19 protein-coding genes are annotated in these 17667 nt (G+C 64.5%); 13 read left to right on the top strand and 6 right to left on the bottom strand.

Annotated elements, in window-relative coordinates; all coding sequences use genetic code 11:
• Positions 1-90: 90 nt before the first annotated feature.
• Positions 91-1017, top strand: a complete 927-nt coding sequence (gene metR, locus P5703_RS05675; protein ID WP_011913955.1) for a transcriptional regulator MetR — start codon at positions 91-93, stop codon at positions 1015-1017.
• A gap of 9 nt (positions 1018-1026) precedes the next feature.
• Here metR and P5703_RS05670 read toward each other — a convergent pair whose 3' ends face one another.
• The 4 genes from P5703_RS05670 to P5703_RS05655 form a co-directional block, all read right to left on the bottom strand.
• Positions 1027-2001, bottom strand: coding sequence for an SDR family oxidoreductase (locus P5703_RS05670; RefSeq protein WP_011913956.1), 975 nt, complete (start codon positions 1999-2001; stop codon positions 1027-1029).
• A 94-nt stretch (positions 2002-2095) separates the two neighbouring features.
• The gene (locus P5703_RS05665) at positions 2096-2551 is read right to left on the bottom strand and encodes a VOC family protein (protein WP_011913957.1); all 456 of its coding nucleotides are present in this window, start codon (positions 2549-2551) and stop codon (positions 2096-2098) included.
• Positions 2552-2624: 73 nt separating this feature from the next.
• Entirely contained in the window at positions 2625-3239 is a 615-nt protein-coding gene (locus P5703_RS05660) for a LysE family translocator (protein ID WP_285585787.1), read from the bottom strand.
• A gap of 12 nt (positions 3240-3251) precedes the next feature.
• Positions 3252-4454 carry an ISL3 family transposase gene (locus P5703_RS05655; RefSeq protein WP_003282047.1) on the bottom strand — a complete coding sequence of 401 codons (1203 nt, stop codon included), beginning with the start codon at positions 4452-4454 and terminating at the stop codon, positions 3252-3254.
• A 330-nt stretch (positions 4455-4784) separates the two neighbouring features.
• On the opposite strand from P5703_RS05655, the gene P5703_RS05650 reads away from it, so the two are divergent.
• From P5703_RS05650 to rloA3, 10 genes are all read left to right on the top strand, one after another.
• Positions 4785-5432 carry a helix-turn-helix transcriptional regulator gene (locus tag P5703_RS05650; RefSeq protein WP_011913959.1) on the top strand — a complete coding sequence of 216 codons (648 nt, stop codon included), beginning with the start codon at positions 4785-4787 and terminating at the stop codon, positions 5430-5432.
• Positions 5429-5812, top strand: a complete 384-nt coding sequence (gene csgE, locus P5703_RS05645) for a curli production assembly/transport protein CsgE (RefSeq protein WP_011913960.1) — start codon at positions 5429-5431, stop codon at positions 5810-5812. The genes P5703_RS05650 and csgE overlap by 4 nt, the downstream gene beginning before the upstream one ends.
• The gene (locus tag P5703_RS05640; RefSeq protein ID WP_011913961.1) at positions 5809-6225 is read left to right on the top strand and encodes a curli assembly protein CsgF; all 417 of its coding nucleotides are present in this window, start codon (positions 5809-5811) and stop codon (positions 6223-6225) included. Before csgE ends, P5703_RS05640 begins: the two co-directional genes overlap by 4 nt.
• Positions 6226-6246: 21 nt before the next feature.
• Positions 6247-7077, top strand: coding sequence for a CsgG/HfaB family protein (locus P5703_RS05635; RefSeq protein WP_014597260.1), 831 nt, complete (start codon positions 6247-6249; stop codon positions 7075-7077).
• Between the two features lie 226 nt (positions 7078-7303).
• Positions 7304-7801 (top strand): curli production assembly protein CsgB, encoded by a 498-nt coding sequence (locus tag P5703_RS05630; protein WP_106442098.1) that lies wholly within the window; start codon positions 7304-7306, stop codon positions 7799-7801.
• Between the two features lie 47 nt (positions 7802-7848).
• Positions 7849-9135: a hypothetical protein gene (locus P5703_RS05625; RefSeq protein ID WP_106442099.1), complete on the top strand. Its 1287-nt coding sequence runs from the start codon at positions 7849-7851 to the stop codon at positions 9133-9135.
• Between the two features lie 367 nt (positions 9136-9502).
• Positions 9503-10300, top strand: a complete 798-nt coding sequence (locus P5703_RS05620) for an outer membrane protein OmpK (protein ID WP_017244040.1) — start codon at positions 9503-9505, stop codon at positions 10298-10300.
• Positions 10301-10541: 241 nt separating this feature from the next.
• The gene (locus P5703_RS05615; protein ID WP_041755616.1) at positions 10542-11213 is read left to right on the top strand and encodes a TetR/AcrR family transcriptional regulator; all 672 of its coding nucleotides are present in this window, start codon (positions 10542-10544) and stop codon (positions 11211-11213) included.
• A gap of 4 nt (positions 11214-11217) precedes the next feature.
• Positions 11218-12177: a LysR family transcriptional regulator gene (locus tag P5703_RS05610; protein ID WP_279641249.1), complete on the top strand. Its 960-nt coding sequence runs from the start codon at positions 11218-11220 to the stop codon at positions 12175-12177.
• Positions 12178-12234: 57 nt separating this feature from the next.
• Positions 12235-12753 carry a retropepsin-like aspartic peptidase RloA3 gene (gene rloA3, locus P5703_RS05605; RefSeq protein ID WP_014597267.1) on the top strand — a complete coding sequence of 173 codons (519 nt, stop codon included), beginning with the start codon at positions 12235-12237 and terminating at the stop codon, positions 12751-12753.
• A 13-nt stretch (positions 12754-12766) separates the two neighbouring features.
• On the opposite strand, the gene P5703_RS05600 is transcribed toward rloA3, so the two are convergent.
• Positions 12767-13708 (bottom strand): class I SAM-dependent methyltransferase, encoded by a 942-nt coding sequence (locus tag P5703_RS05600; RefSeq protein ID WP_020306903.1) that lies wholly within the window; start codon positions 13706-13708, stop codon positions 12767-12769.
• A 206-nt stretch (positions 13709-13914) separates the two neighbouring features.
• On the opposite strand from P5703_RS05600, the gene P5703_RS05595 reads away from it, so the two are divergent.
• Entirely contained in the window at positions 13915-15366 is a 1452-nt protein-coding gene (locus P5703_RS05595) for an MBL fold metallo-hydrolase (RefSeq protein ID WP_204161564.1), read from the top strand.
• Between the two features lie 117 nt (positions 15367-15483).
• The gene (locus tag P5703_RS05590) at positions 15484-15876 is read left to right on the top strand and encodes a VOC family protein (protein WP_151320547.1); all 393 of its coding nucleotides are present in this window, start codon (positions 15484-15486) and stop codon (positions 15874-15876) included.
• Between the two features lie 91 nt (positions 15877-15967).
• Here the strand turns inward: P5703_RS05590 and ggt are convergent, their stop codons facing one another.
• A complete protein-coding gene (ggt, locus tag P5703_RS05585) occupies positions 15968-17638 on the bottom strand; it encodes a gamma-glutamyltransferase (RefSeq protein ID WP_279641248.1) in 1671 nt (556 codons plus the stop codon).
• Positions 17639-17667 lie beyond the last annotated feature (29 nt).

The following is a 17667-nucleotide window of genomic DNA, read 5'->3' as shown; positions in this document are numbered from 1 at the left end:
GGATGAGCGTTGCTCATCTTCTTATTCATTCAGGGACATCAGGCCTGCTGCTCGAGGCCGTGCTTACCCCGCTTCGCAAGGTAGTTCGGCATGCTGGAAATTCGCCACCTGAAGACGCTTCATGCACTGCGGGAAACCGACAGTCTCGTCGAAGCCGCCGAGCGCCTGCACCTGACCCAGTCGGCGCTCTCCCATCAGTTCAAGGAGCTGGAGGAGCGCCTCGGCCTTCAGCTGTTCGTGCGCAAGACCCGCCCGGTGCGCTTCACCAGCGCCGGGTTGCGCTTGCTGCAACTGGCCGACCTGATGCTGCCGCAACTGCGCAGTGCCGAACGCGACCTCGCCCGCCTGGCCGGTGGCACGGCCGGCCGCCTGCACATGGCTATCGAATGTCACAGCTGTTTCCAGTGGCTGATGCCGACCATCGACCAGTTCCGCGACGCCTGGCCCGAAGTGGAGCTGGACCTGGCGTCCGGATTTTCCTTCGCGCCGCTGCCAGCCCTGGCCCGCGGCGATCTCGACCTGGTGGTGACCTCCGACCCGCTGGAGCTGCCGGGCATCACCTATGTGCCATTGTTCACCTACGAGGCGTTGCTCGCGGTGGCTAACCAGCACCCGCTGGCCGCGCGGCCGTACGTACGGCCAGAGGATCTGGCCAGCGAGACGCTGATCACCTATCCGGTCGAGCGGGATCGCCTGGACATCTTCACCCGCTTCCTCGAACCGGCCGATATCGAACCCGCGCAGGTGCGCACCTCGGAGCTCACCGTGATGATGATGCAGCTGGTCGCATCGGGGCGCGGGGTCTGCTGTCTGCCCAACTGGGCCCTGCACGAGTACAGCTCGCGCGGCTACGTCACCGCCAAGCGTCTCGGCGACAAGGGCCTGTTCGCCACGCTTTATGCCGGCATTCGCGCAGACATGCTCGATTCGCCGTTCATGCGCGACTTCCTGCTGACGGCCAAAGACACCTCCTTTGCCACCCTTGAAGGTGTCAGCGCCGCGCCCAAGGGTCGCTGACCCGGGCGTTCAGCGCCGCCGCGTCAGGCACAGGCAGACACCCACGGCCGCCGCCGCGATACCGCCGATCAGTAGCCAGTGCTTATCGCCATCGACCGCCGAACGCCAGCCACCGTCGATGCGCCGCTGCCCCAGCGGCGGGTGGAACAGATTGCCCGACGACGTCGGCACACGCTGTGCCCGGCCCAGGGCGAAGCCGGTGATCAGGCCGTTGAGCCGATCAAAGCCCGGTGTAAGGAAGTTCGCCAGACGCAGCAGGGTCGCGGTGGCGCCGACCGAGGTGGTGTGCCGCGGATGCAATGCCAGGCTGACCATGGCGTTGGCCACCTGACGCGGGTCGATCAGGGGTGGCGGTGGCTGCAACGAGCGTCCGGCATAGTTACCGCCGTCGCGGAAACCGGGCGTGTCGACGATGCCAGGATAGACATCGCAGATGTGCACGCCCGGCCAGGGCCCCAGCTCGCCGCGCAGCGCCTGGGACAGCCCGCGCAGGCCGAACTTGCTCGCCGAATAGGCCGCCGCGAACGGCTGCGCGACCCAGCTACCCACCGACAGCGTATTGATCAGCACACCGCGCTGCTGCTGTTTGAAATACGGCAGAACCGCATGGGCACCGCGCAGGTAGCCGAGCAGATCGGTCTGCACCACCTGCTCGTGGGCATCGAGCGGCGTCTCATCGAAGGCACCGACCGCACCGATGCCGGCGTTGTTGATCCAGACGTCGATGCGCCCTTGTCCGAACTCCGCCGCCGCGCTGGCCAGGGCTTCCACCTCATCGCTATGGGTGACGTCGGTGGGCACCACCAGCACCTCGCCACCGAGCGCGCGGCACTCGTCGGCGGTTTCCGCCAGAGCTTCGGCATCACGCGCCGCCAGCACCAGGCGCGCGCCCTGCCGTGCGAACGCCTGGGCCGCGGCGCGACCAATGCCACTGGAGGCGCCGGTCAGCACCACCAGGGCGCCGTGGAGATTTGCATGGGCCATCGTCGTTCCTCCCTCCGCAGTCGTCTGTAGCTAAGCTGACAACCGCGGCGGGACGATCATTCCCGCCGATGGTCGGCGCAGCGGCCGTTCGGCTTCAGGCCTGCGCCACAGTGCCGGCCGCTTCGTCCGCCCAGGGGTCGTAGGTGCCGAAGCTCCACAGATGCCCTTCCGGGTCGCGGCAGCTGAAACCGCGACCGCCGTAATCCTCGTCCTTGAGATCGATGACGATTTCCGCGCCAGCGGCCTTGGCCTGGGCATAAAGCGCATCGGCGCTGTTGACGATCACATAGAGGCCCTGGGTAGCAGCACCGCCGATCTCGTCCGGTTGCCGCAGCAGCCGTCCATATTCGGAATCGATCACCGGTGCCACCATCACCATGCCGTTGCCGAAGGCCAGCTGCGCGTGGGTGATGCCCACCTGCTCATCGCGATACTGGCGTTGGCATTCGAAGCCGAAGGCCTGGCCCAGCCAATCGATGGCGGCGGCGACATCGCGATAGCGCAGGCAGGGGATCAGCGTCGCGCAGGTGTGCTTGCTCTGATTTGACATACGCAGCTCCCGTCGTGGATTGCCGATCGGCAACCTTCCCCTGTTGAGAACCGTACCGGGCCGTGCAATTCCCTCAGATGCGCTCGCTCAGGCCCAGACGTATCCCCAGGCCGATGAGGATCGAGCCCAGCGCGCGGTCGAGCCATTGGCTCACCGCGGGATTGCTGCGCAGCGCCGTGGTCGCCCGCGCGGCCAGCAGCACCAGCGCACATTCGACGACGATCGCCACCACCACGACCAGCACGCCCAGCACCAGCAGCTGCAGCGGTACGGCGCCGTGCTCGGGGCGCACGAACTGCGGCAGGAAGGCCATGAAGAAGATCGCCGCCTTGGGGTTCAGCAGGTCGACCAGAACGCCCTGTCGATAGGCCTTCCAGGCCGACGCCTGCGGCACTGCCTTGGGCATCAGCGTTCCGCCGGCACCGGCCGAGCGCAGCGCCTGGAAGCCCAGGTAGAGCAGATAGGCCGCACCGACGTACTTGACCACAGTGAACGCCAGCGCCGACGTTGCCAGGATCGCCGAAATACCCAGCGCGGCGAACACCACGTGCACCAGCGCCCCGCTGCAAACGCCGCACGCGGAAATGATGCCGATGCGCCGGCCGCCGCTGAGCGTTCGGGAAAACACGTAGAGCAGATCCGGGCCGGGCGACAAGTTGAGCGCCAGCGCAGCCGAAAAGAACACCATCCAGAAAAAGGTTCATCGCGCTTTCCCGGGGAAGGCGGCCTTGATTTTCAGGAAGAAGTACTCCGAGTCCCGGAATCCATAGGCCATGCGCTTGATTACCTTGATGCGGTTGTTAACACCCTCAAGGACGCTGGTATGCATGTGGAAGTGAGCACTGGCAAGGATGCCTCGCGCGTATTTGCGCAGGTTGCGAGCGAAGCGTTGCAGCGGCGCGAGGTCGCTCTCGCGAGCATGTCGCAGCCAGGTTCGCCAGCGTCGCCAACCCTCTCGTACGCTGGGGGCGTACCAAACATCCTTCAGCGCATCCTTGAGCACATAGACCGTAGCCAACGGCTGGTTGGCAGCAAGCAGCTCCTGTAACTGCACGGCCTGTCCGTCCTTCAGGTTGTCGCGGTTGCGCAGCAGCAGCCAACGACTCTGCTTGACCGCCTTTCGTGCCGGCTTGTCTTCGCGCAGAAGGTTGGCCTGGTCGACCCGGATTCGGTCGATCACATCCCGACCGTAGCGCGCGACGACGTGAAACAGGTCGTACACCACTTCGGCCTGCGGGCAATGCTTCTTCACCTCCAGGTCGAAAGCCGTGTTCATGTCCATGGCCACCGCCTCAATCTGCTGGCAGTGCTCGCCGAGCAATTCAAAGAACGGGCGGATCGCCTCACGGCTGTTGCCGTGGCCGACCCACAGCACCCGTGTTCGCTCGGCGTCCATGATGACCGTGGCATAGCGATGCCCCTTGTGCAGGGCGAACTCGTCCATCACCAGGCGGCGGACACCGCTTGAATAGAAGGTACCTACCTCGGCTTGCAGGCGGCGCTTGTCGAGCGTCTTGAGGGTGTGCCAGTGCAGGCCGGTGAGCTGGCTGACGTGGCTGATCGGCAGCAGCCGCAGCAAGCTTTCGAGCCAGACCTGTAACCGCCGGGTCAGGCGAGATGCAGGCTCCAGCCAGTCGATCCGCTCGGTCACCCGACCACAGTTCAGGCAATCGACTCGGCGCACGGGTAGTTGAAGCAAGACGCGCTGATCGAACAGATCACGATCGCGCACCAGACGAATTCGGCGCTCGTGAATCAACGGACTGAGCTGACCACAACGCCCGCACTTGGGCACTGAACCGGCTTGAGGCTCGAGCTCAATCAGAAGGGAGTTGTTGGCGGATGAACGGCAGGCAACGGCGTCATAGCCTGGCCAGAACGAGGCAAGATCAATAGGATGCACGGCGACAGCAGGGACAGGTGAAGGGTGTGTTTGGCGACTGCCAATTTACCTGCTTCCCTGACTGTCAACTCGCTCTTCCCCCAGAGTCCGCGAAGAACCCAGAAAAAGGGATCGCTCATCGCAGGTCTCCATCTGCCAACCGCATCAGCGTAGGAACTTCACTGCAGCCGCGCCAGTAGAAAATCACCCGCCCCTCTTCGTCGGAAAGCTGACACGAATTTCAACTTTTGACTTTTTTTTGTCGCAAAGCTGAACTACTTTCAGTTGCGCGTGGATGCTTAAGCCCACGCGTCCAGGACTCCCCTTCAACATTCAGCAAAGGACATGCGAATGAAAGACGACGTCGTGCCGGCCTATCAGCCCAACTCCCCCCGTGTACTGCTGCTTTCGGCCAGCAGCTCGCTCAACAGCACCCTGCGGCAGCATCTGTACGATTGCCCCGACTGGACGCTCAGCCACGCCTCGGCACCGCGCGGCGAGGTCGAGGCAGCGCTGGTGCTGCTCGACGTGGGGAGCTACGACCGCGACACCAACGTTCACCTGCTCAGGCAGATCGGCGACACGCCGGTCGCGCTGGTCAATGCGCAGCCGGACCAGGCGCGCCGGCTGGTCGAAACCCACCCATGGATCCGTGGCGTGTTCTACCGCGCCACCCCGCGCACCATCTTCGTTCGCGGCATCCGCACGCTGCTCACCGGCGGCGACTGGCTGCCACGGGAGCTGATGGAGGCACTGCTGTCACGCTACCGGCAGCTGAGCAGCGCCAATCAAGTGATCGATGAGCTGACGCTGCGGGAGAAGCAGATTCTCGCCCTCGCCGGTCAGGGTCTTTCCAATGCGGAGATCGGCGAGAAGCTGCACCTGAGCATCCATACCATCAAGAGCCATGTGCACAACGCTCTGCGCAAACTGGGCGCGAGCAACCGTGCCCAGGGCGCCTCGCTGGTACTCGCCCACGTCAGCGAGGCGGTGTCGTGAAACGCACCGGCGCGCTGCTTCTGCTGCTGGTGGGCCTGACGGCCCAGGCAGACGAAGCCGAGCTGCAGGGTTTCATCACCAACAACACGATTTCCCGCTCCGGTCACGAGTTCTACCTGCGCTTCTGCGAGCGCCTGAACGACATCAGCAGCCTGGACTTCAACCTTGCCATCAAGGAGAGGCCCTCGGCCCGCTGGGGCGTTCTGGTCTGGGTCGAGCACGAGAACCAGACGCTCTACCGACGCTTTCTGCAGCCCAACGTGGCGGACATGAAGGAGCCGGCCTATGAGGCGGCCGACTTCGTGGTTGAGGAAATCAATCGGCGAAAGATCGAAGCGCTGTTCGAAGACAACATTGACATGGCCAAGGACGAATTATGAAACCGCACACCCACAAGCCCCTCGGCATGCTGCTCGGCGGCCTGCTGCTCAGTGCCGGCGCCAGCGCCACCGAGCTGGTCTATACCCCGGTCAATCCCTCCTTCGGTGGCAGCCCGCTCAACGGTGCCTGGCTGCTGGGCAATGCCCAGGCGCAGAACAACAAGAAGGATCCGGATGCGCTGGATCGTTCCTCGCTGTTCGGTAACCAGTCCGCGCTGGATCGCTTCACCAGCCAGCTGGAGTCGCGCCTGCTGGGCGACCTGCTCAGTGGCGTGAGCAGCGGCAAGACCGGCACCGTGACCACCGACGATTTCATCGTGCGCGTCTACAACGGCGACGCCGGCATGCTCATCGTGGAAATCACCGACCGCCTCACCGGAGAAATGTCCGAAATCATCGTCGGGCAGAACTGACCCCAAGGAGAAACAAAGGCCATGAGAAGCCTATTCGTAGCCATAGGGATGATGGCGTTACTTCAGGGCTGCAGCATTCGCGAGCCCCTGCCTGCCGACCAGCATCCGCCCACGCTGACCCCACGCACCTCCACCTACGAGGATCTGCTGGCGCTGCCGCGCCCGAAAGGCCCGCTGGTGGCTGCGGTGTACGGTTTTCGCGACCAGACCGGGCAGTACAAACCGACCCCTGCCAGCTCCTTCTCCACCGCGGTGACCCAGGGCGCGGCCAGCATGCTGGTCGATGCCATGCAGGCCAGCGGCTGGTTCGTGGTGCTCGAGCGCGAAGGCCTGCAGAACGTGCTGACCGAGCGCAAGATCATTCGTGCCTCCCAGGCCAAGCCGGATGTCGCGCCCAACATCCAGTCCGAACTGCCCTCGCTGCTGGCAGCGAACATCATCATGGAGGGCGCCATCGTCGCCTACGAAACCAACGTGCGCAGCGGCGGCCAGGGCGCACGCTACCTGGGCATCGGCGTCTCGCAGGAGTATCGCGTCGACCAGGTGACGGTGAACCTGCGGGCCATCGACGTGCGCAGCGGGCGAGTGCTGTCCAACGTGATGACCACCAAGACGATCTTCTCCATCGGCCGCAGCGCCAACGTCTACAAGTTCATCGAGTTCAAGGAACTGCTGGAAGCCGAGGCAGGCTACACCACCAACGAGCCCGCGCAGCTGTGCGTGCTCTCCGCCATCGAGGCTGCCGTCGCCCACCTGATCGCTCAGGGCGTCGAACGCCGTCTCTGGCAGACCGCCGAAGGCAACGGCAGCGAGCACCCTGCGCTGAGCAAGTACCTGAGCAAGCTGAACTGACACACACCGGCCGGCGCAACGCCGGCCGGTGCTCCGTCGCCAGCGGCCCCTGGCGACAGCCCCGATCATGCAACCGACACCGCGCTGCCGCCGCGGTGTTTTTTCGCGTCCACGTAAACACCTCTTGCGCACCAACAGACAACACTTTCAATCGTTGGATGGATGTTTTCTGCACTGAATCGAGGCAAACATGTCGGCATCTGAGCTCGATCAGGACAGGACGCCCATGAAACGCTCGCAACGGATTGCGCATGACCTGCTGTTGCCCATGATTCTCCTGCTGGCCCCTTACGGCCATGCCGAGGTCGCCATTCCGGGCGATCTGGCCCCGAATGAACTCGTTCCTTCCGCCATTCACTCATCCGCTTTCGGTCAGGCTGCCAGCGGCGCGCAGGGTGCGCTCGCGGTCGTTCAGCAGGCCGGGCAAGGCATGTCCGGACGCATCGCCCAGAGCGGCGCGGAGCTGGAGGCCTACATCTTTCAGAACGGCTACGCCAACAGCGCCTCGATCGAACAGATCGGCCAGGGCAACGCAGCGCTGATCAGCCAGGACGGCTTCGGCAACGAGGCCCAGATCGAACAGATCGGCGCGGACAACCGTGCCGCCATCGCACAGCAGGGCTCGAGCAATCGCGCCCTCATCGAACAGACCGGCAGCGGGCACAGCAGCAATGTCAGCCAGAGCGGCCGCGGTCTGACGGTAGTGGTTCGCCAGTACCGCTAATCCCAGGGAAATACCGCTGTACTTAAAACATCCATGGAGTGACAAAAATGTTTAAGTTCAAACCTCTTGTAGCAGCCATCCTGACTGTCGCCACTGCCCAGGCTTTCGCGGCCAACAACACCTCCGAGCAGGACCAGCTGGGCATCATCAATGTCGCGCAAGTGCTGCAAAGCGGCGGTTCGGGCAACCTGGCCAAGCAGGGCCAGAGCGGCTTCGGCAACCAGGCGACGGTCGAGCAGAGCCACTCGCGGGAGACGACCGCAACGCAGTCCCAGGCTGGCAACTACAACGTCGCCGATGCCCAGCAGAGCGCCACCGCCCTGACCGCCGCTACGCAGAACCAGCGCGGCTGGGGCAATAACGCAACGGTCGAACAGACCGGTACCTACAAGACCGGCGCCACGCAGAACCAGAACGGTATTCACAACGTTGCCGAAACCTTCCAGACCGGCACCACGACCAGCAGCGCCACCACCGAGCAGACCGGTAAGCACAACTATGGTCTGATCACCCAGAGCGCCGCGATCAATAGCCAAGGCAAGCTGGTACAGGACGGCGAACTGAACAATGCCAGCATCACCCAGACCGCCAGCTGGGGCGACCGCGCCCTTGTCGACCAGCGAGGCACCGACAACGATGCGCATGTCACTCAGGTCGCCAGCCTCGGCTCCATCGCGGAAGTCGAGCAGGTCGGCTGGCGCAACGACGCCATGGTTTCCCAGACCGGCCACCAGCACGAGGCCTACATGCTGTCGGATGGCAACAACAACCGGGTGGACATCGACCAGAGCGGCAATGCGCAGAACGCCTTTGCGCTGCAGTACGGCAACGGCAACGATTCGCGCATCACACAGAGCAACAGCCCGTTCGGCGGCAACAACACTGCGACCACCGAGCAGTTCGGCACAGCCAACGAGGCCGACATCAACCAGCACGGCCGCAATCAGACCGCCAAGACCATCCAGCACGGCGGGCTCAACGTCGCCTCGGTGGATCAGCAGGGTCGCGGCAACGAACTGCACTTCCAGCAGGACGGCGTCGGCAACGAGCTGAACGCGGTGCAGAACGGCAGCGACAATGAAATCGTCGGCGTCAGCCATGGCTGGCACAACAGCAGCGACATCGAGCAGACCGGCGGCGACAACCTGACCACCGTGCGCCAGGAAGGCACCCTGAACGAGCTGTTGCTGACCCAGAGTGGCTACGACCATCTGGCCAAGGTCACTCAGCACGGCTTCGCCAACGACGCCCTGGTCAGCCAGGCCGGCTACGGCAACGCTGCCTACATCAACCAGAACGGCACCAACAACAGCGCGCTGGTCACCCAGCACTGAGTTGGCGCTTACCGACTGCCGGCCTCGCGCCGGCAGTCGCACGCCGGCATCCCACCTTTCTCATCGCCCGACCGCCGTGCGGCTGCACCGTTTCGGTCGAAACCCTGGCGATCCGCCATTGCCCTCGCCCCAAACTGAAGCAAGCTGACGCATCGGTCAGGTCATCCCTGCCCGACAATCAGCTGCGCGGAAGCCGGGCCGCGCGCTTCCTGGATTTCAATCGCCACAAAATAGCCTTTCAAATCATCTAGTTAACCTTACGCTACAACCGCAATCCGTGATTGGCGCGGCGCTTGCTATGGGACCAAAGCCTGACCGCTTGGACAACTTACAAGCTCACTCAAATGCCAATACGGAGACATACTCAATGAAGCGCAGCCTGACCACCGCAGCCCTCGCGGCCGGGTTCATCCTCAGTAGCCAAGCCATGGCCAGCCCCATGCTCTGGCAGAACAACAGCCTTACCTACCTCTACGGCAAGAACTTCGCCGTGGACTCCGCCGGCGGCAAGGAAGGCGATATCCAGCAGACCATCACCTTCGAACATGCCAGCGGCTGGACCTGGGGGGACATGTTCCTGTTCGTCGACAACAAGTGGTACAACGGCATCTCCGGCAGCGACGGCCATACCTACTACGGCGAGTTCAGCCCACGCCTCTCGCTGGGCAAGATCAGCGGCGCCGACCTGTCCTTCGGCCCGGTCAAGGACGTGCTGATCTCGGCGACCTACGAGCGCGGCGAAGGCCGCAACCGCAACTACCTGCTCGGCCCGGCGGTGGATCTGGCGATCCCCGGCTTCGATCGCTTCGCCCTGAACACCTACTACCGCAAGCCCGACGGCATCACCGGCAAGCCGAGCGGCCAGTGGCAGATCACCCCGACCTGGGCCATGACCTTCCCGGTCGGCAAGTCGGACATCCTCTTCGATGGCTACATCGACTGGGTCGTCAACGACAAGAAGAACGGCAACACCGAGCTGAAGAAGAACTTCCACTTCAACCCGCAGGTCAAGTACGACCTCGGCAAGGCGCTGGACTACACGCCCGGCAAGCTCTACGTCGGTATCGAATACGACTACTGGTCGAACAAGTACGGCATCGAGGACACCGATGCCTTCAACACCGACAACAACGTCACCAACTTCATCGTCAAGGCGCATTTCTGATGCGCCCGCCGCCCGGACAACGGGCGGCACCTTGCCGTGTCAGTCGCGTTCGCTTCAACAAGCGCAACGGCTGCTCGCGCAACGTAAAGTCGTGCAGAATCAGCCCAGTCAGCTAACCACCGCCCTGCCTCGGTGGGCCTGAACCGCAGGGTGGGCTTCAGCCCACCGAACCGGTACGGCCGCCTGCCGGGCTAACGCTCACACCGAAGGCCGACTGCCCGCGCGCTCACGGATAGGGAACATGGACAAGAACAACGCACCGCCGCCGCTCTACACCGCCCAAGGCAAGCCTGCCGGCCGCATTCGCCAGAAGAATGAGGAAACCATTCTCGCCGCGGCCGCCGAGGAATTCGCCCGCTACGGTTTCAAGGGCACCAGCATGAACGCCATCGCCAGCCGCGCCGGGCTGCCCAAGGCCAACGTTCACTATTACTTCAACAGCAAGCTGGGGCTGTACGTGGAGGTCATGCGGCACATCCTCGAACTCTGGGATACCGCCTTCGACGACCTCACCGTGGACGACGACCCGGCCACCGCCCTGGCCGAGTACATCCGCATCAAGATGGAATTCTCGCGGCGCCACCCGCAAGCCTCGAAGATCTTCGCCATGGAAGTCATCAGCGGCTGCGAATGCCTGTCCGAGCACTTCAACCAGGACTATCGCAACTGGTTCCGCGGCCGCGCCGCGGTATTCGACGCCTGGATCGCCGCCGGCAAGATGGACCCGGTCGACCCCATGCACCTGATCTTCCTGATCTGGGCCGGAACGCAGCACTACGCCGACTTCTCCGATCAGATCCGCCGCATCAACGGCAAACGGATGACCCGCGCGGACTTCACCCTTGCCAGCGACAATCTGATCGCCATCATCCTCAAGGGCTGCGGGCTCAAGCCACCGGCAGCGGAGCGCTGAAGGCTTGGCCCGCAAGCTGCGCATCCACTCGCCGGCCATCCATTATTTCGACATGGTGCGCCGCTGCCAGTCGATCCGCGAAGCCTCGCGCCGGCTCAACGTTGCCTCCTCGGCGGTCAACCGGCAGATTCTCAAGCTCGAAGACGAGGTCGGCACGCCGCTGTTCGAGCGACTGCCCGGCGGCCTGCGCCTGACCGCCGCTGGCGAGATCTTCGCCCGCCACGTCATCGTCGTACTGCAGGACACCGAGCGTGTGCGCTCCGAACTGGACGCGCTACAGGGCCTGCGCACCGGCCACGTGGAGATCGCCACGGTATCCGGCGTCACCACCGATCTGCTGCCCGGCGTGCTGGAACAGCTGCGTGAGCGTTATCCGCGCGTCACGGTCGGCGTAACCAGCCTCGGCTCGCAGGCCATTCCCGACGCGGTGACCAGCGGCCAGGCGGATATCGGCCTGGCCTTCGCCCTGCCGCGTACCGCCGATCTGCAGCAGCTGGGCGTCGGTAATTTCCGCCTGGGCGCCATCGTCGCGCCGGGGCATCCACTGGCCGAGCGCCGGGACGTCAGCTTCGCCACCTGCGCCGAGTACCCGCTGATCCTGGCCAAGAGCGACCTGTCCATCCATCACCTGCTGGCACCGCTGCTCGCACGCACTCGCCCGCGGCACAAGGCGCCGCTGGAAACCAGTTCGGTGGAGCTGGCCCTGCAGATGGCCAAGCGCGGCGCCGGCGTCGCCTTCCAGACACGCATCGGCATCGAGGCCGAGCTGGCCAACGGCACTCTGGTGCACGTACCGCTGAACGACGGCGGCTCGGTGTTCAGCGACCTCGGCGTGTACGTGCGCAGTTCGCGTTACCTGCCGGTCGCGGTGGACGCCTTTGTCCGCGCACTCAGCGAGGAAATCGCCATCCGCGAAGCGGCGCAGGGCACCTCCTCGTCCCGCACAGCGCCGCAGCAGCGCTGAACGTTCCGCCCTGGATGCCGCTCTATTGAGCGAACCCACTGCTCAGGAGCGTTCTTGATGGCTTCCCGTCTGCTCGCCGTACCGGCTGCCCTGCTTTTCTCGCTCGCGTCCTACCCCTGTCTTGCCGCCGACGGCACCCCGCTGGGCTGGGTGGAGCGCGGCCAGATACTGCCCGAGCACGTCACGGTTAAATTCAAGCTGGACACCGGTGCCCTGACCTCGTCCATGCATGCCGAAGACCTCGACTACTTCGAAAAGGACGGCGACAAGTGGGTCCGCTTCGATCTGGACCTCAAGGACGTGGAGCAAGACAAGCTGGTCAAGTCGCGCATCGAGCGCAAGCTGCAGCGCGAGCTGACCGTGCGCGGCGCCGGCGGCAAGGAAGATCGGCCGGTGGTGCTGATGAAGGTCTGCGTCGGTGATCGTCTGCTCGAAGAGGAGTTCTCCCTGAGAGACCGCGACGAGATGAACTACCCGGTGCTGCTGGGCCGGCGCACGCTGGAAAAGCTCGGGCCGGTGGACTCGGCACGCACCTTCACCATCGAGCCCAGCTGTGCGGAAGTTGCCGAGCGCTGAACGGGCCTGAGCCCTAGTCCCGCGCCACGAACAACAACGCCTTGAGCCCGCTCTCAGGACTGATGTCCGGAAACTCCGGCGGGTTTTCCAGGCGTTCGGAAAAACGAAGCTGCGGCGCTTCGGCGGCCATGCCCTGAATCAGGAAGTCGGTGCCGGTATCCGGGTCGTTGACGCACGCCAGCACCTGGCCGCCCGGGTTCAGCAGCTCAGGCAGGCGGCGCAGGATCTTCTGGTAGTCGCGGGTCAGCGCGAAGCTGCCCTTCTGGAAGGACGGCGGGTCGATGATGATCAGGTCGTAGGGTCCGAGCTTGCGGACCTTGCCCCAGGACTTGAACAGCTCGTGGCCGAGAAAGCTGACCCGACTGATCTCATGGCCGTTCAGGCGGTGGTTCTCGCGCCCCCGGGTCAGCGCCGCGCTGGCCATGTCCAGGTTGACCACATGCTCGGCGCCGCCGGCGATCGCCGCGACCGAGAAACCGCAGGTGTAGGCGAACAGGTTGAGCACGCGCTTGCCGCGCGCATGCTCCTTTACCCAGCGGCGCCCATAGCGCATGTCGAGGAACAGCCCATTGTTCTGCTTGCGGCCCAGATCCAGCTTGTAGTGCAGGCCGTTCTCACTGATCTGCCACTCCGCGGGCACGTCGCCGAACAGTGCCTCGGTCGGCGCGTCAGGCAGGTAGCGGTGCTGCAGCAGGAGGTGCTGAACCTGCCGCTGCTGCCATGCCGAGGACTCGGCCAGCGCCCGCAGCATCCGCTTCAGCGCCTCCAGCTCCGCCGCACCGGGGTCGCGAAACAGCGCCACCAGCAGCACACCCTGCAGCCAGTCGACAGTCAGCTGTTCCAGCCCCGGATAGCAGCGGCCCCGCCCGTGAAACAGCCGCCGTGTCTCCTCGGGCGCAGCGGCCAGGGCGTCGAGCAGGTGTCGTTCGAGGATCACGAGGGGGGCGGTGGTCATGGGACGGGCATCTTGGCAGCGGGCCGTGCATTCTAAACGGCGTAGCCGTCTGGGAGCATGCCCGCGTGGCGTTTGCTTGGCCGGCAAGAACCGGCTCGTCAGGCGGCGGAAACTATGCGCGACGGCCAATTGCCCAATCTAGCGTCAGCGAACACTGGCATCGCACTCTTCTGCCGAGCCCTATCGGTCCACGTTAAGGACACCCGATGAAGCATCCAAAACTCATCCACCACGGCGCTCGCGAAGGCGTGACCGGCTCGTGTCATCAATTGTGGATGGACGAAAACAGCAGCGTACTGATCGACTGCGGGCAATTTCAGGGCGACGACGAAGCGGGGCACGAAGATGAGCTGGCGCTGGATTTCTCCGTCGAGGGTGTCAAGGCGCTGATCGTGACGCACGTGCACATCGACCATGTCGGGCGTATCCCGAACCTCCTGGCAGCGGGCTTCGACGGGCCGATCCTGTGCAGCGAACCGTCCGCCCGGCTGCTGCCGATCGTACTGGAGGATGCCTTCCGGCTCTCCATCAGCCGTGACCAGGACCAACTGGAGCGCTACCTCAAGGTCGTCGAGCAGCGCATCATCGCCCTGCCCTACGATCACTGGTTCACCCTCAACGAAACCGACGGCCGCGCGTGCAAGGTACGCCTGCAGCCGGCGGGGCATGTGCTGGGTTCGGCCTACGTCGAGCTGGAGCTCAGCGAGGGCTCCGACGTCCAGCGCGTGGTATTCAGCGGCGACCTGGGCGCGCCACATTCACCGCTGCTGCCGGACCTGGTTCCGCCCGAACGCGCCGATCTGCTGATTCTCGAAAGCACCTATGGCGACCGCCGCCACGAGGATCGCGCGCACCGCCGCGAGCGGTTGCAGGCTGCCATCGAGCGGGCGCTGGCCGACCAGGGCACGGTGCTCATTCCGTCGTTCAGTATCGGCCGAACGCAGGAGCTGCTGTTCGAGCTGGAGGAAATCCTCCACGAGAAGCGCGAAGCGGCCGAAGCCAGCGGCACGCCTGTCGAAGCGCCAGAACAGGCCAGGGATGGCGACCCCGATATCGACTGGCCGCAGCTTCCCATCATCCTCGACTCGCCGCTCGCCAGCCGCTTCACCGCCACGTACAAGGAGTTGCAAGGCTACTGGGACGAAGACGCCCGTCATCGCCTGGAGGAAGGCCGCAAGCCGCTGTCGTTCAAGCAGCTCATCACCGTCGACAGCCATGACGAACACATGCGCATCGTCGAACACCTCGCACAGACCGCACGCCCGGCTATCGTCATCGCCGGCAACGGCATGTGCTCGGGCGGACGCATCGTCAATTACCTCAAGGCCATGCTGGGGGACCCGCGGCACAACGTGGTGTTCGTCGGCTACCAGGGCAAGGGCACGCCGGGACGGGACATACAGACCTACGGGCCGGAGGGCGGCTTCGTCGATCTGGACGCAGAGCGCATCGACATCCGCGCCGGCATCGACAGCGTCGGTGGCTATTCCGCCCACGCCGACCAGGCGGACCTGGTGGGCTTCGTCACGCGCATGCAGCAATGGCCGAGCGAGATCCGCCTGATCCACGGCGAGGACCAGGCCAAGCAGCGCCTGGCCGAGGTGCTCCGCGAGCGCTACGAGAAGGCCAGCCGGCAAGGCCGGGTGGTTATCCCATGAGGCCCGTGAGCTTCATCCTCATGGCTGATCCCGATGCGTGACAGCCAGCCACCGGGCAGCATGCCCGCGCGAAGCCAGCTACAGTGCAAGTTCACGTCAAACCCAAGCGAGGGGCCCATGCTCAATCATGTAATGGTCGGTTCGAATGACATAGAACGGTCGAAGCGCTTCTACGATGCCGTGCTCGGCGTACTCGGCGCAGGCGAGCCGATGCTGCACAAGGCCCCGACCGGGCACACCCGGTACTTCTATCGCCACGACGGCAGCACGTTCGGAATTACCGAGCCCATCAACGACGAACAAGCCACCGCGGCCAACGGCGGCACCATTGGCTTCAAGTGCAGCTCGCCGGAGCAGGTCAGGGCGTTTCACGAGACCGGTCTCGCCAACGGCGGCAGTACCTGCGAGGACCCGCCGGGCGAGCGTGACGGCAGCCTGGGCCGGATGTTCGTCGCCTATGTGCGTGACCCCGACGGCAACAAACTGTGCGCGATCCATCGCATGAAGTGACGCGCCGCCCACTGGGCATTGCCATGGATGCGTCAGGGCCGGCTGACGCATCGCCGTTGGCAGGCGGCATGGCCGCCCGCTCACCCCGGTCTCACGGCTTGACGATGAGACCGACGCCGCGCCCACGCGGGTCAGACCCCGTCTGCAGACGTCTGCCGTCGACGCGAATCGCCTGGATGTCACCCATCAACCAGCCCTGATCCTCCAGCGTATAGCCCATGGCTTCCAGCGCTTGCGCCACCTCTCCGGTCAGCGGCGCATGGGCGTCGTAGTAGATCGTGTCCTTGGGCAACAGCTGGTGGTGCACCCGCTGCGCGGCCACGGCTTTTTCCAGCGGCAGGCCGAAGTCGTAGACGTTGTTCAGCACCTGGAAGATCGAGGTGAAGATGCGCGAGCCGCCGGGCGTACCCAGCACCAGGCTGACCTTGCCGTCGCGGGTGACGATGCTCGGGCTCATGGACGACAGCATGCGCTTGCCGGGTTCGATGGCGTTGGCGTCGCTGCCGACCACGCCGAAGGCATTGGCCACACCCGGCTTGGCACTGAAGTCGTCCATTTCGTCGTTGAGCAAGAAGCCGGCACCCTTGACCACCACGCCGCTGCCGTAGTCCAGGTTGAGGGTGTAGGTGTTGCTCACCGCGTTGCCGTCGGCATCGACGATGGAGAAGTGCGTGGTCTGACGGCTTTCCAGGCCCGGTCGTACCTTCTCCGTTGCAGAGATGGCCGTGGGGTTGATCTCGGCGGCGCGCTGCGCGAGGTATTCAGGCGAGGTCAGCCGCTTCACCGGTACATCGGAAAAGTCCGGATCGCCCAGGTAGTCCGCGCGATCGGCAAAGACGCGCTTCTCGATCTCCGCCAGCAGATGGATGTAGCGCGCCGAGTTCAGCTCGACACCCTCGAAGTCAGCGGCACGGCGCTCCTTGATGCCGATCAGCTGGGCCAGGGCGATGCCGCCGGAACTGGGCAGCGGCGCGGTGTACAGGCTGTTGCCACGCCAGTCGATGCGCATCGGCTCACGCCATTTGACGCGATAGTCGGCCAGGTCTTGCTGGGTGATCAGCCCGCCATCGCGCTCCATCTGCGCGACCAGCAATGCGGCGGTCTTGCCTTTGTAGAAGTCGTCCGGACCCTGGTCGGCGATGCGTTCCAGCGTCTCGGCCAGCTCCGCCTGGCGAAAGGTCGCACCCGGACGCATGCTGCCAAAGTAGTCCTCGAAGTTGGTCGTACCGTTGAACAGGCCGATGGCGTCTTCGCGATACTGGAACTGCTGGTCGGCCACCGTGAAGCCTTCACGGGCATAACCGACTGCCGGGGTGATGAGTTCACTCCAGGGCAACTTGCCGAAGCGCTGGTGGGCTTCCCACATACCCAACACCGTGCCCGGCACGCCGGCTGCCCGGGCGCCCACCAGGCTGAGGTTCTCGATCACCTCGCCCTGATCATCCAGGAACATGGTCTTGCTGGCGGCCTTCGGCGCGACTTCCCGGTAGTCCAGGAAATACGGCTTGCCGTCCATGTACAGGGTCATGAAACCGCCGCCGCCGATATTGCCCGCCTCGGGATAGGTGACGGCCAGGGTAAAGGCGGTCGCTACCGCCGCGTCCACCGCGTTGCCGCCATTCTTCAGGACCTGGGCGGCCACCTTGGCGCTGTATTCATCGGGAGCGGCAACCGCCCCGCCTTCCAGAAGCGCACCGTAGGCCACGGAGCTCGTCGCGACGATTGCCGCCAGAGTGAACTGGGTGATGTGTAGCAAGCGCATCGTAGTCATCCTTATTGTCGTGATCGCGC

The sequence above is a fragment of the Stutzerimonas sp. FeSN7 genome (genome assembly GCF_030263795.1).
In the GTDB taxonomy this organism is placed as follows: Bacteria; Pseudomonadota; Gammaproteobacteria; order Pseudomonadales; family Pseudomonadaceae; genus Stutzerimonas; species Stutzerimonas stutzeri.
This window is presented reverse-complemented; position numbering and strand designations above follow the sequence as displayed.